At 59.0% G+C, this 14,296-nt stretch carries 17 protein-coding genes; 12 read left to right on the top strand and 5 right to left on the bottom strand.

What is annotated here, in order from left to right; translation table 11 throughout:
* Nucleotides 1-189 precede the first annotated feature (189 nt).
* Together DYST_RS09150 and DYST_RS09145 are read right to left on the bottom strand one after the other, a co-directional pair.
* Nucleotides 190-1,251, bottom strand: a complete 1,062-nt coding sequence (locus DYST_RS09150) for a hypothetical protein (protein WP_239951442.1) — start codon at nt 1,249-1,251, stop codon at nt 190-192.
* A gap of 65 nt (nt 1,252-1,316) precedes the next feature.
* Nucleotides 1,317-1,499 carry a hypothetical protein gene (locus DYST_RS09145; protein ID WP_239951440.1) on the bottom strand — a complete coding sequence of 61 codons (183 nt, stop codon included), beginning with the start codon at nt 1,497-1,499 and terminating at the stop codon, nt 1,317-1,319.
* Nucleotides 1,500-2,010: 511 nt separating this feature from the next.
* Here DYST_RS09145 and DYST_RS09140 point away from each other — a divergent pair.
* The 4 genes from DYST_RS09140 to DYST_RS09125 all read left to right on the top strand — a co-directional run bounded on the left by DYST_RS09140 (nt 2,011) and on the right by DYST_RS09125 (nt 4,441).
* On the top strand, nt 2,011-2,625 hold the full coding sequence (locus tag DYST_RS09140) for a hypothetical protein (protein WP_239951438.1): 615 nt from the start codon (nt 2,011-2,013) through the stop codon (nt 2,623-2,625).
* Between the two features lie 254 nt (nt 2,626-2,879).
* The gene (locus DYST_RS09135; protein WP_239951437.1) at nt 2,880-3,170 is read left to right on the top strand and encodes a hypothetical protein; all 291 of its coding nucleotides are present in this window, start codon (nt 2,880-2,882) and stop codon (nt 3,168-3,170) included.
* 560 nt (nt 3,171-3,730) lie between these two features.
* Nucleotides 3,731-4,087 (top strand): DUF1428 domain-containing protein, encoded by a 357-nt coding sequence (locus DYST_RS09130; protein WP_239951435.1) that lies wholly within the window; start codon nt 3,731-3,733, stop codon nt 4,085-4,087.
* A gap of 75 nt (nt 4,088-4,162) precedes the next feature.
* Nucleotides 4,163-4,441: a hypothetical protein gene (locus tag DYST_RS09125; protein WP_239947297.1), complete on the top strand. Its 279-nt coding sequence runs from the start codon at nt 4,163-4,165 to the stop codon at nt 4,439-4,441.
* Nucleotides 4,442-4,475: 34 nt separating this feature from the next.
* Here DYST_RS09125 and DYST_RS09120 read toward each other — a convergent pair whose 3' ends face one another.
* A complete protein-coding gene (locus DYST_RS09120) occupies nt 4,476-5,171 on the bottom strand; it encodes a DUF4386 domain-containing protein (protein WP_239951432.1) in 696 nt (231 codons plus the stop codon).
* A gap of 334 nt (nt 5,172-5,505) precedes the next feature.
* Between DYST_RS09120 and DYST_RS09115 the strand changes: the two genes are divergently transcribed.
* From DYST_RS09115 to DYST_RS09085, 7 genes are all read left to right on the top strand, one after another.
* A complete protein-coding gene (locus DYST_RS09115) occupies nt 5,506-5,706 on the top strand; it encodes a hypothetical protein (RefSeq protein ID WP_239951430.1) in 201 nt (66 codons plus the stop codon).
* 228 nt (nt 5,707-5,934) lie between these two features.
* Nucleotides 5,935-6,249: a hypothetical protein gene (locus DYST_RS09110; RefSeq protein WP_239951428.1), complete on the top strand. Its 315-nt coding sequence runs from the start codon at nt 5,935-5,937 to the stop codon at nt 6,247-6,249.
* A 76-nt stretch (nt 6,250-6,325) separates the two neighbouring features.
* Nucleotides 6,326-6,649 carry a hypothetical protein gene (locus tag DYST_RS09105; RefSeq protein ID WP_239951427.1) on the top strand — a complete coding sequence of 108 codons (324 nt, stop codon included), beginning with the start codon at nt 6,326-6,328 and terminating at the stop codon, nt 6,647-6,649.
* A gap of 1,041 nt (nt 6,650-7,690) precedes the next feature.
* Nucleotides 7,691-7,885 (top strand): hypothetical protein, encoded by a 195-nt coding sequence (locus DYST_RS09100; RefSeq protein ID WP_239951425.1) that lies wholly within the window; start codon nt 7,691-7,693, stop codon nt 7,883-7,885.
* Between the two features lie 197 nt (nt 7,886-8,082).
* Complete coding sequence (locus DYST_RS09095; protein WP_239951423.1) at nt 8,083-8,910, top strand: PhzF family phenazine biosynthesis protein; 828 nt, start codon at nt 8,083-8,085, stop codon at nt 8,908-8,910.
* 135 nt (nt 8,911-9,045) lie between these two features.
* Complete coding sequence (locus DYST_RS09090) at nt 9,046-9,369, top strand: hypothetical protein (protein WP_239951421.1); 324 nt, start codon at nt 9,046-9,048, stop codon at nt 9,367-9,369.
* A gap of 51 nt (nt 9,370-9,420) precedes the next feature.
* Nucleotides 9,421-9,696 carry a barstar family protein gene (locus DYST_RS09085; protein ID WP_239951420.1) on the top strand — a complete coding sequence of 92 codons (276 nt, stop codon included), beginning with the start codon at nt 9,421-9,423 and terminating at the stop codon, nt 9,694-9,696.
* A 110-nt stretch (nt 9,697-9,806) separates the two neighbouring features.
* Here DYST_RS09085 and DYST_RS09080 read toward each other — a convergent pair whose 3' ends face one another.
* Nucleotides 9,807-10,400 carry a hypothetical protein gene (locus DYST_RS09080; RefSeq protein ID WP_239951418.1) on the bottom strand — a complete coding sequence of 198 codons (594 nt, stop codon included), beginning with the start codon at nt 10,398-10,400 and terminating at the stop codon, nt 9,807-9,809.
* Between the two features lie 90 nt (nt 10,401-10,490).
* Nucleotides 10,491-12,152 (bottom strand): recombinase family protein, encoded by a 1,662-nt coding sequence (locus DYST_RS09075; protein WP_239951416.1) that lies wholly within the window; start codon nt 12,150-12,152, stop codon nt 10,491-10,493.
* 859 nt (nt 12,153-13,011) lie between these two features.
* On the opposite strand from DYST_RS09075, the gene tgt reads away from it, so the two are divergent.
* Nucleotides 13,012-14,139: a tRNA guanosine(34) transglycosylase Tgt gene (tgt, locus tag DYST_RS09070; RefSeq protein WP_239951415.1), complete on the top strand. Its 1,128-nt coding sequence runs from the start codon at nt 13,012-13,014 to the stop codon at nt 14,137-14,139.
* Nucleotides 14,140-14,296 lie beyond the last annotated feature (157 nt).

The raw sequence follows: 14,296 nt of genomic DNA, 5'->3' as shown, positions 1-14,296 counted from the left end.
GTTAAGCGCAGTTGTCTTTCTTTCTGAAAGCCACCCGGTTCAATACCGGGTTAGTTTGACAAGTGGCGGTTGGGTATCGAGCAGATGTGGTTAGTGCACGCCTAGATCTAGCGTCTGCTTCCGACCCGAAGCGGACATTGGAAAGAACTCGCCAAGGACAATCGCACGCTTTGCTGTGCGCAGACCAAATTAGGCAATCGAAGCCTCATCCATGTGTAGTCGACGTGCCAAAGCGACGTAGATCTCGCTTGCGCGGAACGCTGCCATGGTGAGCGTCGGATCCTGGCCCACCGAATAGTCGCGTGTTCCCGCAGCCAAGAACGAAGCCACCATGCGCATGACTCCTATGTCCGGAACCATGTCTTCCAGGAACAAGAACTGGCCGGCCTGATTGACTTCCAGAAACTGATAGTCACCGTTGGCATCGACCACAAAGTCGAGGCAACCGAAGACCAAGCCAAGCGACGCCATCAAGGCCTGAATACGCTGCTCCAGTGCAACAGGCAGCGTGATCCGCTCGGCGAAGAAGTCCTTGTCGAGCACATGAATCCGCCAATCGACGTAGGCGCTTCCGGAATGTCCCAGCAAGCGCACGGCCAACATTCGATTGCCGGCCACCGTGACGCGAATATCGGCAGTCTTCTCTACATAGCGCTGATAGATGCCCGGGCAAAACTCGATAACCTGCGCATCGGGTAAATGGTCGTTATCCAGGATGGTGGTCGCCGCGCTAAGCCCACCCTCTTCTTTCCATGCGTGCGGACGGAATGCCTTGAACACGACGCGGCCACCTTGAGCCAGACGTCGTACTGCGCCCGCGCTGGTGCCCATCACCGTGTCGGGAAACGACATCCCGACCTCACGCGCTGCTACCAGTTGCAACAGCTTGTTCTCGGCACGCCAGGCAGCGTCTGGTGCGTTGACCCAGAACGAAGGCAGCAGTTGCGGTGCCGTCGCAACCAGGTTTTCATGAAAAGTGCGCCACTCGCCGGCAAGGAACGCCTGATCCTCCGGCAAGCCTGGCTTGGACTTCGGTGCTTGTGGGCGGCGATTCCATACCGAGACAGGCACATCGCTCGTGCCGCGCAGCCCTATGTGTCCGGGCCCTATCTCGACGGCGACGTCCTGCTTCTGCCATTGCGCCAGTCCAGAACTAAGCTCAACGGTTACGTCCATGCGTTCAAGCGCCCAGCGCAATGCAGCGGCGTGCGGATCGTCTTCAAAGGCAAGTATGTGGACTGTCCGTGTCATGAAGGCTATCTCCCATGGTGACAATGCGCCTTGGTACCAAGGCGCATTGAATCAACCGATCAACGTCACGGACGATCGTAATCCAGACCACCATCCGCCGGAGAAGGGATGGTTGACGTCATCGTTATCATGGTGAGGAAGTGGCCTTTCTCAGGCGCTGCCCACTCTTCGCTGAAGGCGGTGGCAGTGAGGCGAGCCAGGGGGCGAATCGTTGGGGTCACTTCCGTATCGACGCTTAGTTGACTCATGAGCAACTACTCCATCGTTGGCCGCATAGCGCGGCTGCGCGAGCATAGATCGATTCGTGGGTGCAAGCCATGGATCAAGAGCTATGACGTATGATTTCGCGATTCATGTGGATGCGCAGGTTTTTTCGACGGGTGTGATGCTCGTTTCCAGTGCAGTTCGTAGTCATCAGTGACGTCATGAACGCAGGCTCTTGCGCTGAGTGGACGGACTGATGTCTGCGCTGCGGGTGGGGCGATGAGTCTGCTTTCGACCCATGGCAGACCTGAGGCAAGGTGCACTCCGGTTCCGATCTGTGGCGCGAGGCAAGCGCCACTTAATCAATTGCCCTGCGGTTGAACTTCGAAACCAACTTTTTTCAGCGCGGCCTTTGGGTCGGCGATGGCGGCTGCCCGCGCTTTATCAAGATCCCATTGTCACGGTGCCACTCGATTGGCATGATTTATTAGTGAGAGCCGCACCTTTGGTCTCTGGGGGATCAAACGCGAAATTTGATGATTGGAGGGGGGGGTTATGACACGTCTTGTTTTGCCGATGGCGCTCGTGGTTTTGTTGGCAGGTTGCGGGAGCGTCCCACCCGGATCGACCTATATGTCCAAAATGGGCGGCTCACCTTCCACAAGCTCTGCTTCGGCCGTACCAGTCACCTCTGGCGCAATCGGCCTTAGCCAAGGCAAGGGCAGTAGCCGGATCGATGCTGGCGACAGTGTTTTGCAGCTGCCGCAATTTGCCTCGTACTACAAGGTTTTTCGGGTTGAACCGGAACAGATGCAGTTGAAGGCATTTACCGTCACATCTTATTGCGCTTGCTTTGGCATGGATAAGCGGTTGATGGTGCCGGTCGCCTTCGGTCTTTCGTCGTCTGGCGAAATGGTTCATCCGTTGACCAAGCGCTATGAATTCCATAAGGCGTCAGGGATCACGCCACTAAGCCTCTCCCTCGACGTGCAATTCAATCAATCGGACGTGGCTTACCTAGTAGTTGCAGCAGACAATTCCCGGGTTGACGCAAATATCGTCCATCTTCATATCGATGGAACAGTCAATCGAATCCCCTTTACCGTTGACAATGACGTCCGCACCTACCCCATAGGTCGCTTCGATATCCAAGTAGGCGCGTCGAACTGAGCAGCTACCGATCTCCATGTGGGTAATGGAGGCACGGCCAGATTTCTCTCTACGCCCTGCCTCAGCTTGGGATGCGCGCGTCATCCCTGGTCTGATGATCTGGTGCAAGGTCCGCTTTCGACCCATAGCGGACATCATCAAAACCGGGGTAAGAGTGCACTTTTCGATTTCCGGATCGGCCTAAAAAGTTCGCGCGGCCCCCGGCCTACTGAAGAAGAAACCGCATCGACAATCCAACAACGGGCAAGGACGCCATGAAGAATAAAACCCTTCTTCTCGCCGCAGTGATCTTTGCCACGGCTCTCGCTGGTTGTAGTACCGCGTGGGACATGCCGCTCGCAGAGATTGACCGGCCAGAAAACGCCAAGCAGCTGATCAAATCGCTGGCGCCTGCGGATCGGCGAGCCTTGGCCGAGTACGTGGCCATGCACTCGAAGTGCGGTGACCTCGACTACAAGATGACCGTTTGGCGAGCGCTCAGGGCCCAACAGAGAGAGGCTTCTAAGGGTGTCACAGCGAAGAACCCCGCCTGCGCGATCCAGTGACCAAACAAAACTGGGGATGCGAGTGCACTTTTCGATTTCCGCATTGGCTTAGAAAGTGCACTTCGGCCGCCGTTCTGATATTGCTAAGGCTCGCTTCCGGCCCGCAGCGGACCTTACAAATTGTCGTAAGCGTGGAAGTAACAGGGGCGCACATGGACTCGACGGTTGAACAGGCAAGTCAGCAGGCGAAGGCACTGGCAGAGGAGCTATTTGGTCCTATGCCGGAAAGCGCCACTCATGACGGATGGCGGCAAGAGACCTGGGACAAGTGGGCAAGAGTATTCAGTGATCTAGCCATATCGCTGACCGAGGGGCGGCCAGTCGCGTCCGCGTCCATCTCGAGAGCATTGGACTTTGACGGCGTGCATGACGGCGCCATTCTGCAAGCTGCGGCTCAGGCTCAGCGATCAGCTTCGTCGCTTATGCTGAGAAGGTCCGCTTCCGACCCAACGCGGACATCCGACAGCTTCTCAAGAGGCCCGTGTCGATCCTGCCGGCGCTCATTCGTCGCACGCATGAAGGTGACCATACCGGCCACCCTTCACGCCAAGGAGACAATCATGTCCTACATCGATGGTTTCGTGATCGCGGTACCCAACGCCAATCGCGAACAGTTCATCGCGCACGCCCGTACTTTCGACGCCATTTTCCTGGAGTTTGGCGCCATCCGGGTGGTGGAGTGCTGGGGCGACGACGTGCCCGACGGCAAGCTCACCGATTTCCGCCGCGCCGTGCAGGCTAAGCAGGATGAATCCGTGGTGTTCTCCTGGGTTGAATGGCCCGACAAGGCCGCTCGCGACGCCGGCATGGCGAAATTTATGCAAGATCCGCGCATGGAAGCCGCCGCTGACTGTCCTTTCGATGGCAAGCGCATGATCTTTGGCGGCTTCAAGCCGGTGGTTAGCCTGCCCGACTAGGGAGGCCTTGAGCTGCGCGCTTTCAAAGCAACGTCCGCTTCCGACCCGAAGCGGACAGACTTCAAAAGGGAAAACATGGCCGAGAAGGATGACAGCTGGCTCACCGATCAGGCGGATCACCTAATCGGCGTCACGCTTACACGTCGCGAATGGGCTCCGGCCTCCGTCCGTGACGATCATGACCATTGCGCACTCTGTTGGGCCAAGTTCGCGAAGCTCGGCCTGCCTGGCGAATTGCATGTGGGGTGGTGTACATCGGATATGCGGCACTGGGTCTGCCAGCAGTGTGTCGACGACTTTAAGGTTCGCTTTCGGTGGGTTTTGAACGACAACCCGAATCTTGAGATTGATTGAATCGTCCGCTTCCGACCCGAAGCGGACATTCTTGCTACGCATTCGTTGTGGCAAGAGGGCGCCGTTCCCTCACACCCACGATCAGGAGCCAGAGCATGGCGGCAAGCTCGGCCAGAAACACAGGCTGGAGATAGAGGAAGAGATCGTCCTGGTAATTCGGGGCGAGGAACCAGGTCACGCTTAAGGCCACCCATGCAACACCGTCAAGCAAGAGCCAGTAGCCGAGCCAACGCGGCAAGAAACGTGAGCTCACGACCAACGATCCAAAAGGCAGCAACCACAATCCCCAGAACACTTGGTTGATGCCAATCGCTTGCCCATGCATCCGGATCAAAAGCATCCCGATAGCCGCGCGTGTGTGGTCATCGAAGGCCCCAAAGGGGTCGCCACCGCGAAGAACGAGAAGCGCGGCCGCATTGAAGACCACTGTCACCAGGCCAAGCGAGGACGAAACGAGGACCAGAGCAACCAATTGTCGCGCGCGGTGGCGGTCCACACCTTCGAAAAGGCGATAGAGCGCCAAGCTCAGTCCGAGGAAAATGGCCGCGCCCAGCGTCTCGGCGAGCATGCCCCAGCGGAATAGGGTCTCGTGGCCGAGTACACGGGCCGCCGTAGCAGCAGCGTCATTGCGCACGATCGTCCGCGACGGGACATAGAGTAGGTAGAACGGCCCTAGGGTGAAGCCCAGATACCATAGACCCGCGATACGGGCTGTCCTCTTCAGAGTCATGATGCGAACCTCCAACGTTAGGGGTGGGTACGCGGTATGCCCTACAGAAGTTAGGGCAAGATTATGGCCAAATCACGCAGGCGGCTCCAGCGGCGACACTGAGCCAAGTGCAGCGCGTAAGTCGGCGGCTTGGCGCCTAGGGATACCAAAGAAAAATGGTGTCGGGGACAATTTGTAGGGCCTGGTGGGCGTCCGGCCGTTCGCACAACAGCGAAACGACCTGTCCTGTCTTCTACCAACGGTCTCAGAAATTGTCCCTGGCGCCTTTTTCGGTTCTTTGGCACGCAGGGAAGGTCCGCTTCCGACCCACAGCGGACGTCACAAAGGAGAAGAAATGGACGTCCCTCAGACTGAGCAGGAGATCGATGCTTACTTGTTTGGCGCTGGGCTGACCGTCGACGACTACGTCATGGACGGCGAGGTCATCGGTTACAGGTCCAATGGTCGCGACTATGACCTTTTAATGGACCATGAGGGGCTTGCGGCTGCCTGCAAGGCGAGGCTGATTGCGCTTGGAGTCAGGCGACTACCGTAGTCAGTAGAGCGCACGCTAATGTCGGCTATCGACCCATAGCGGACCTCGAACCAGGGTCTCGGCAGGGCAATGTATCGGGAGGGTGGCATGCGGTATGCGTCTTTTGGTTTTGGGGTCAGCCTTCTACTGGCTGCAACGGCATCGCATTCGCTTGCGAGCGATCACGCGTCCAGAGGCAATGAGGCGCCTGTCTCGGTCTGCGAGTTGTTGCATAACGGTGGGCCTACCATGGTGGCCCGTATTCACATCAAGGCACACTACGTCACCGATCTTCGACATGGCGCTTATCTCGATGACCCCGGGTGCAAAGGATTGGTCATACAAGAAGGCGTTCAAATGAACGATCCAGTGGACCCGAGCGTTGCTCGCTTTAACGATACGACTCACGAGCATATGATCTCGCACCCGTTGGTCGAGTTTGACGTGGACGTCGAGGGGACCTATACGCCAAGGCCTGCCGGCGAGTTCTGGGGTAACGAAGCCAAGGGGCGACTGGTGATTGAGCGAGTCTGGTCGTTTCAGCGAACCAGCTCAGTTCCTTGAGTAGTTCAAAGAGATTTCGCTAGGTCCGCTTTCGACCCATAGCGGACATAGGTCGGAAGCAATCGGGGGGGGATAAATGGCTGGGACAATCTTAATTTCAGACGGTGCTGGCGTGCCGTTGAGTTCGACGGCCTTTGACCATTTGGTTGAAGAGATACGTGGGGCAATGGCAAATCCTGACGAAGCGGAATTCGCGGATGCATATCGTCCCTATGACCATGAGGGCATGATGTTTATCAGTCTCACGGCGCTGTCTTCCGCGGCGTTCCAGACTTTTGTTGCTACCACCCGCGTTGCTGCGGATGTCTGCGTTCAAAGCGATGGGCAGGTCTTGGAGGGCGCATGGACCGAGCTTGCACAAGCTTTGGCCAAAGACCCAAGATTCGGGGCTACCAGGTAGGCGCTGCAAGGTCCGCTTCCGACACGAAGCGGACATGGCACTAGGATGGCCGGGGCGAACGAATGGACTATAAGGGAAGGGGTAAATGAGGGGATCAGCAGCTTCGGCAAGATGGATAGCGCAGTGGCTAGTGGGCGTGATGTCCATAGGCCCTTTCGCGATCGGACTCGATCTGGCCTTTCACATTTTCAACTCGACGCCAGTCATACAGCGCATGAGGGGCGAGGCGACCATTGCGCATGTTGTTTGGGTGGCATGTGGGTTCTTGGGCGTTGCCACAATCATGTGCCTTAAGCGGCGTCCGCTTCTTGGTTTCCTTCTGTCGCTGGCAATGGCCATCCTATACGTGATTTCGGGATTGGCCCTATGGCATCAGCTGACGTTCTATTCGCTTCTCGCAGGGACTGTTCCTCTCATCGCCGCCTACGCTGCATTTGGGCCGCCTGAGGAACAGGGAGAAGGCGGTTGATGTTGTTGCATGGTCCGCTTCCGACCCGGAGCGGACATTGTCATTCTGATAGGTTTACCCAAGTCAGCGCAGGGAGAGGGCGTGATCGGCGGCACATCGATATGAATACTTGTCCACACTGTGGCGTTCGCGCGAACGCAGTCCGCCTCGTTTTGGCAACGCGGAGGTGGCCGTACCGTTGCGGTGACTGCAAAAGGCAGTCGCGCTTGCTTGTCGAACAGAACACGCTAGCCGGGTTGGTGGTTTTGGCCTGTGTGATTGTGTGCTCGGCGGTCATCTATCCGACATGGGGCCTTGCCGCGGCGTTAGCCGCCTTCTTTGCCGCATACGCCATTCTTGGAATGGCCATGCTGCTCTGTATGCGTCTCGAAAAGTTGCCGCTCACGTAGCTGCCGAGAGCGCGCAGATCCTCAGTGAGGCGAAACACCGAAGGTCCGCTTCCGACCCGAAGCGGACTTCCTCGACTTGGCAATTGACTGCCCTACGGTGAACGCTCTCCCGGCGACATGCTCATTGTTGGCGACGAGTGAGGGGGCTTAGGTCATCGCGTGTAACAATCCGCGCTGCTCTTGGTGCTCGACGATATCGCCTATATCTGGATTCGCAGTCTTGGCTTGAGCATCAGCCCACTGCCATTTGAGGCGCCGAAACATCAGGTCAGCACGCTATGGAAAGCCGCGCAGCAGGGGGATGTTGGCATACGCTGGTTTATTGGGTTGATCGAGCAGGTGGCCCAGATGAGCTGGACAATGGGGCAAGTCGGGTAGGTCGCCTTTGGTCATCGGAACGCAGCTCGCTCCAAGCCCTTTTTGCGACCTACCGTGTTCGGGGTTTTAGGTCTTCTCGATGACGCGCGAGCGTGCCTATGCTGGGGCGAGAAGGCATCATTCCTCGCCCTGGAAGCTGGCATTTTTGGCTACAAAGTCTTTTCTAGGTATCCATTCAGCACGAGGACGAAACCTGCATGCGAACAAAGCGTTTCAGCCAGATCGACGTCTTTTCTGGCGAACCCTTCATGGGTAATCCAGTTGCCGTGGTACATGGCGCAGATGACTTTTCCGACGAGGACATGGCAGCTCTTGCACGCTGGACCAACCTTAGTGAAACCTGCTTCCTTTTGGAGCCGACCGACCCGCGTGCTGATTATCGCGTCCGATTCTTCTCCTCGCTGCGCGAAATGCCATTCGCCGGGCACCCCACGCTCGGCACGTGTCATGCTTGGTTGTCGGCTGGTGGTGTGCCCCGCGATACGCAAGTGATGCAGGAATGCGCCATCGGGCTCGTTCCTGTACGCATATCAGATCGCGCCTTGGCATTTGAGGCACCTTCACTCGTGCGTTCTGGTGCCGTCGACGGGGCATTGGTAGAGCGCATTCTCATCGCCTTTGGTTTGCAAAGGAGCGAGGTCCGGCACGCTGAGTGGGTTGATAACGGGGCTGGATGGTTGGCGCTTATGTTGAACAATGATGCACGGCTTCTTGCGCTAAAGCCGGACCTCGCTTCGCTGCACGCACTTCCTATTGGCCTAATTGCGCCATCGCGAGGCGATGCGGCTTACGAAGTGCGTGCTTTCGTGGGAGGGGATGCGATGCCGGAGGATCCTGCCACCGGAAGTCTCAACGCAGGGATCGCCCGTTGGCTGATCGAGACTGGCATGGGACCGGCATCGTTCACCATTGCCCAAGGCACTGCCTTGGGGAGAAAAGGGCGCATCCACGTACAAGCATCAGATGGACGGATTTGGGTTGGAGGAGCTTGCGTCACGCGGGTAGATGGCGTTCTGCACGCGTGATCATGGTCTTACCTAGTGCCGGAGGGGGATGGATCGGAGCTTGGTCCACCTATAGGCTTTCCGGGTACGCAATGTCCGCTTCCGACCCAAAGCAGACCTAACGGATTCGGTGGACATCAGGGGTAGAGAGGCGCTATGGATCGGGTTAAGACTTACTGGGGTGGGGAGGTCGAGGTCAGTGTCGAGCCGCACGAGATGCGGATGAGCCACTGGGTCTACGCGCCAAGATTCGCGGACATTTCCGGAGAGCGAATCCTGTTCGACCTAACCGGCAAGCTCTGGGACCTGATTTCTGTCTCAGAGACTGAAGACGCGCTTGATCTTCGGTTGAGGAAGTACCCGGGCGACCGTCCTGAGGTGACCTTGCAGGTCCAGAGGAAAGGTCGAGTCCTTCTTGTCGCGGGAAAGCCCGTGGATGGTGCGGACCTTGAGCGACACCTAGATACTGCGCTCATCTAATGAGTCCGCTTTCGACCCGCAGCGGAAGTTCGAAGGAACGAAAGGGGGAGTATGGATATCGTTGTTGAATGCGCTGGCCTCGCAAGCGAGGCGTCGTTCTGGCAGGCCTATTTGGACGCTGTCAAGCCCGAGGGTGCTGCAAGCTTTGGCCGCAACTTGGATGCCTTCCGTGACGCCATCCTTGGAGGCGGCCCGGGTTGGCCGGGGGAATGTGCGATCCGACTGGTGAGTTTCGATCAACTGCGAACTATTGATGATGGCCGATTCTGTGCCGCCCTAGAACGATTGGCAGCAGAATCCCGACGTGTGACGATTCGGTTCGAGTGACCGCTTCCGACCCGGAGCAGACACTTTGAGGCAACGTCACAGGGGGAGGGATGTTAGATCAGGTCCGCTTTTTGGTTCGGCCGGTTGCGACCAACGCCGCTTATGGGGCGTTAGATGGTGCTCGGTGACATCTTCCATCGCGCGAACCAATGGCGAAGGGCCGTCAGAGCCCGTTTGGTGCCACGAGAGCGAGTGGGCATGAACTGGGGATCTATGCGCTCGATACCGTCGAACAAGGAAGATTGCCAGAGCGCTTTGTCAGCCGCGCGCGCGACTCTGGCTCGGAGAGTTTTTGTTCGGCCAAGATGGAGATCATCCGCAAGCCTCTTAAAGTCCCAGCTTCGGTCGATCAGTAGGATCGTGTAGGCGGCAGCTTCGGTATAGCTAGCTTCTACTGCGCTCATCTGTTGCTGATCATCTTCAACCATCACTTGATGATTGAGGGGGTCATAAGTGGCCGGAGCCGTTAGCGCATTGGCTAGCCTCGTACCTCTGCTCCAATCGTCCCCATCATCGTCCCATCCCTCGTCCAGCTTGACGCTGTGCCGCATTGTCTTGTCGGCGAAACGGACAAATTTGGCATTGAGCCACCGAAGAAGGAGCTCCTGATCGGAAGCCAAATTGAGGTTGAGAGAATGGCGCGTTTTTTCCGCGATCTCCATCGCGAGAAAGAAGGCTTCGGAGAGCAGCTCATCGGCTTCCATCTCGCCTCTTGTGGCTTTCGAGATGCTTTGTAGGTCCTTGCTTCTCGCTAGTCGAAAGGCCTCAAATCCATGCACTAGGCGCGCTCTTCTCTATTGGGATAGCCGACCATTGTCCGTGCTGCGTGGTTGGGCTCCAATCGCGTCTTCCGTAGCAAGCCATGCCCCGGTCTTGCGGTCGATGCGTAGCACCCGCGAGGGGCCGCCATGCGGGACGAGCACCAAGTCGAGCGCCGTGTCGGCGCCGTCGCTCGGCTCGACCCCGCGGTGATACACCACCAGCCGGGCGAAGGTATCGGCGATAAGCTGGCGTGCCTGAAGACGGGCGTCAGCCTCCTGCTGCTTCACGCGCGTGACCACGGCACGCCAGGCGTCCGCGGCGACTGGCGCTTTCCGGGATACCGTCGCCAGCTCGTGTTCTGCTTGAACCACCTCGCGCTTTAACGGCTCCAGCGCGTCTTCCAATTCGCGCACCTTACGCACGAGGATGGCGGGAGCGGCCCCCTCGTCGTGCAACAAAGCGTCGGTCAAGCGCCCCAACTGTGTTTCCACGTCCGCGGCGCGGGCTTTGGCGATAGCCAGCTTTTGCCGAGCCGGCTCATGGACGGCGGCCGGGTCGACCAGGGCATGCAGATTCATTTGGTCCGAACAGAAGTCGAGCAGCGCCCGCTCAATCGGCGCGACGCTGGTGCTGCCGCCGACCGGACACCGACGGTGTGTGGTACCGGAGCTGCAGGCCAGACGGCGATACGTGTCTTGGACCTGGCCCTGTGCATCCCGCTTCCGACGCATAAGGTTCTGCGCCACCATCGCTGATCCGCAGTACCCGCAGGTGGTGAGGCGCATGCCGGTGATCATGCCGGGGATATCCCCCTTGCCCTTGCGCCGTCCGCGTTGGCGGATGAGTACCTGAAGTTCGTCGAAGGCCTCGGTGCGGAGGATCGGTGGGTAGTACGCCGTTAGCGCATACGCGGTCTCATCGATCGACAGCGTTTTGACGCCCTGGAGGGCGGGCAGGCGAAAGAGCTTGTACAAATGCGATACCGACGAGCCACGGTGAGAAATGGACAAGCCGACCGCCTGGAGGCGATCGACAATAGTGGTGGCGCCGTGGCCGGCCCGAAACCATTCGATGGCCTGTTGCACCGCCGCGACCCGCTCCGGAATCAGGTGCCATGCACCGTCTTCCCACCGAAGCCACTGAGGGTCCTGCCCGTGGCGGATACGGCCCCGATAGGTGCCGGCCAGCCACTGCTCGCACTGGCGGCGGATCGCTGCTTTGACCCGTTTGCTCTTGGTGTCGCTTTCTTCGTGCGCGCGGATCATCACCAGCAGGCTATAGACCAAATCCATGGGATTGGCCTTGAGGCGCTCTCGGTTGTACTCCCGGCCATCACTGGCAGTCACCACCGTGATCCCTGCGTTGATGATTTGGGCCAGCTGCGCCTGGGCCTGGAGGGGCTCGGCGCGACTAAGGCGATCGAGGCTCTCCACGACCAGGACAGACCCGGCGTGAATCCGCCCGTCACCGACCGCTTGCAGGAAAGTCCCCAACGCGCCTTGCTTCACATGGCGCTGGTGATAGGCACTGAGCCCCTCATCCCGGAGGGAGAGCGATTGATCCAGCGGAAGTTGGCGCTGCATGGCCCAAGCGGCCGCGTATTGGGTTTGTCGATCGGCGCTGCTGCCGGCTGCCTGCCGGGCATCACTGAAGCGTAAGTAGCTATAGACCTTGATGTTTCGTGCGTCCTGCATGGGTCATCCTTGAGCGACATAGAAAGTATATATAGAACCTCATTTGCTGGCCCAAAAGAAAAGTAACCCAAAGAAAATGGCCTCTAAAGCTCCGGCAGCATAGTGTTGAATACGAGCCTTGGAGTTCGAGGTATTCAGCAGCAGGCGATCTCCTTATTGGACGATACTGCTACACCGCAACGCACCGATACGCTGAGGAGCTCTGCATTGCGTGGGGATAAGCCCGAACGGGTGAGGAATCGTCCTGTTTGGCAACCTTCGCCGCTACACAGCGGGTACATCGGAGCGCTTCGCAACGCGCCGTGGCGGAGAGGACTTAAAGCAGGCTTCGCTACGCTTCCCGACCGCTGGGGATCGCTCGCTACGGAACGGCATCGTCTTTCTCTTCTGCCTTGGCTTTGTGTACTGGCTTTCCGCTCTCAGGGCAGGAGTAACGCGACCTGCCGCAATGCGATGTGCCGCGAAGCTGCACGAGCCTTCGGCTCGGCGCTTTTGACCTTCGGGCCCCCTGTGCGGCGGTGAGGGGTGGACGAAAAGGCCCGCAGGGGGGATCGGCAAGGATGCCGATCCCTTTTCGCCAGGGCAGGAGCCCTGTCGAAAAGCCCGGCCACCCCTCACGAACTGGCCGGCATAGCCGGCCAGCGCCAAGTGGGGGTGCCCTTTCTTCGGGTTACTTTTCTTTGGGCAAGCAAAGAAAAGTGACTCGGCCTCCGGCAGGAGGTCGAAACGCCCGCCGCGCAGGCGGCCAGGTCGCGGTAACGCGACAATCAAGCCATATCGTTGGCCTTCGCCAGGACGAAGACAACAACGACAACGCCCCTTGAAGCACGAAATCGCCGGACAAGCGATAATTCCCCTTATGACCTCCATGACTTTCGAACTCCAGGCCACCGACGGCGCGGCCCGTCGCGGCCGTCTCGTCTTTGACCGCGGCACGGTGGAAACACCGGCCTTCATGCCGGTCGGCACCTATGGCTCCGTGAAGGCGATGACGCCGCGGGATATCCGCGAGGTCGGCGCCGAGATCATCCTGGGCAACACCTTCCATCTGTTCCTGCGCCCCGGCCTTGAGGTGGTGGAGCAGTTCGGCGGCCTGCACAAATTCATCGGCTGGGACAAGCCGATCCTGACGGACTCCGGTGGCTTCCAGGTCTTCTCGCTGGCGCACAAGCGCAAGATCACAGAGGAGGGTGTGGCGTTTGCCTCACCGGTAGATGGCTCGAAGGTGTTCCTGTCGCCGGAAGAATCGATGCGCATCCAGAAGGTGCTCGATTCGGACGTCGCGATGATCTTCGACGAGTGCACGCCGTATCCCGCGACGGAAAAAGTGGCGTCCACCTCCATGGAGCTCAGCCTGCGTTGGGCCGAGCGTTCACGCCGCGCCTTCGACGATCTGAAAAATCCCAATGCCTTGTTCGGCATCGTGCAGGGCAGCGTGTACGAGAACCTGCGCCAGCGCTCGGCCGAGGGGTTGATCAACATCGGCTTCGACGGTTATGCGGTGGGCGGGCTTGCCGTGGGCGAGCCCGAGGCGGAACGCAATCACGCGCTGGATTTCACCGTGCCCCTGCTGCCGGCCGACAAGCCGCGCTACCTGATGGGCGTGGGCCGTCCCGAGGACATCGTGGAAGCGGTGCGCCGCGGCATCGATATGTTTGACTGCGTGATGCCGACCCGCAACGCGCGCAACGGGTTCCTGTTCACCGCCGAAGGCACGTTGCGCATCCGCAATGCCAAGTACGCGCTGGACACCCGCGTCATCGAGGAAGGCTGCGATTGCTACGCCTGCAGCAACGGCTTCAGCCGGGCCTACCTGCGCCACCTGGATCGCTGCAATGAAATCCTCGGCAGCCAACTCGCCACCATGCACAACCTGCGTCACTACCAGCGCCTGATGGCTGGTCTGCGTGACGCGATTGCTGCCGGCAAGCTGGACGACTTCGTGGCTGAGTTCTATGCGCGCAGGGCTGGGGGCGTGGCGGCTTGACCGCCAGACAGCCTGATTGAAACGAGGCCTCAAGCTCGTCATTCCGGCGCAGGCCGGAATCCAGTTGCCATCGTGGCCGGTTGTCGCGAAAGGTGTCCAGCATTTAGGCGACAACCCACCGTCGTCGCTACTGGATCCCGGCCTGCGCCGGGATGAC

The organism is Dyella terrae, assembly GCF_022394535.1.
Taxonomy (GTDB): Bacteria; Pseudomonadota; Gammaproteobacteria; order Xanthomonadales; family Rhodanobacteraceae; genus Dyella.
This window is presented reverse-complemented; position numbering and strand designations above follow the sequence as displayed.

Bases quoted from the DNA above. Each gene is read 5' to 3' on its own strand.
- tgt (WP_239951415.1), top strand. From the start codon at position 13,012: ATGACCTCCATGACTTTCGAACTCCAGGCCACCGACGGCGCGGCCCGT.
- DYST_RS09110 (WP_239951428.1), top strand. From the start codon at position 5,935: ATGGTGGCCCGTATTCACATCAAGGCACACTACGTCACCGATCTTCGA.
- DYST_RS09090 (WP_239951421.1), top strand. From the start codon at position 9,046: ATGGATCGGGTTAAGACTTACTGGGGTGGGGAGGTCGAGGTCAGTGTC.
- DYST_RS09150 (WP_239951442.1), bottom strand. From the start codon at position 1,251: ATGACACGGACAGTCCACATACTTGCCTTTGAAGACGATCCGCACGCC.
- DYST_RS09120 (WP_239951432.1), bottom strand. From the start codon at position 5,171: ATGACTCTGAAGAGGACAGCCCGTATCGCGGGTCTATGGTATCTGGGC.
- DYST_RS09085 (WP_239951420.1), top strand. From the start codon at position 9,421: ATGGATATCGTTGTTGAATGCGCTGGCCTCGCAAGCGAGGCGTCGTTC.
- DYST_RS09125 (WP_239947297.1), top strand. From the start codon at position 4,163: ATGGCCGAGAAGGATGACAGCTGGCTCACCGATCAGGCGGATCACCTA.
- DYST_RS09080 (WP_239951418.1), bottom strand. From the start codon at position 10,400: ATGGAAGCCGATGAGCTGCTCTCCGAAGCCTTCTTTCTCGCGATGGAG.
- DYST_RS09095 (WP_239951423.1), top strand. From the start codon at position 8,083: ATGCGAACAAAGCGTTTCAGCCAGATCGACGTCTTTTCTGGCGAACCC.
- DYST_RS09105 (WP_239951427.1), top strand. From the start codon at position 6,326: ATGGCTGGGACAATCTTAATTTCAGACGGTGCTGGCGTGCCGTTGAGT.
- DYST_RS09115 (WP_239951430.1), top strand. From the start codon at position 5,506: ATGGACGTCCCTCAGACTGAGCAGGAGATCGATGCTTACTTGTTTGGC.
- DYST_RS09145 (WP_239951440.1), bottom strand. From the start codon at position 1,499: ATGAGTCAACTAAGCGTCGATACGGAAGTGACCCCAACGATTCGCCCC.
- DYST_RS09130 (WP_239951435.1), top strand. From the start codon at position 3,731: ATGTCCTACATCGATGGTTTCGTGATCGCGGTACCCAACGCCAATCGC.
- DYST_RS09075 (WP_239951416.1), bottom strand. From the start codon at position 12,152: ATGCAGGACGCACGAAACATCAAGGTCTATAGCTACTTACGCTTCAGT.
- DYST_RS09140 (WP_239951438.1), top strand. From the start codon at position 2,011: ATGACACGTCTTGTTTTGCCGATGGCGCTCGTGGTTTTGTTGGCAGGT.
- DYST_RS09135 (WP_239951437.1), top strand. From the start codon at position 2,880: ATGAAGAATAAAACCCTTCTTCTCGCCGCAGTGATCTTTGCCACGGCT.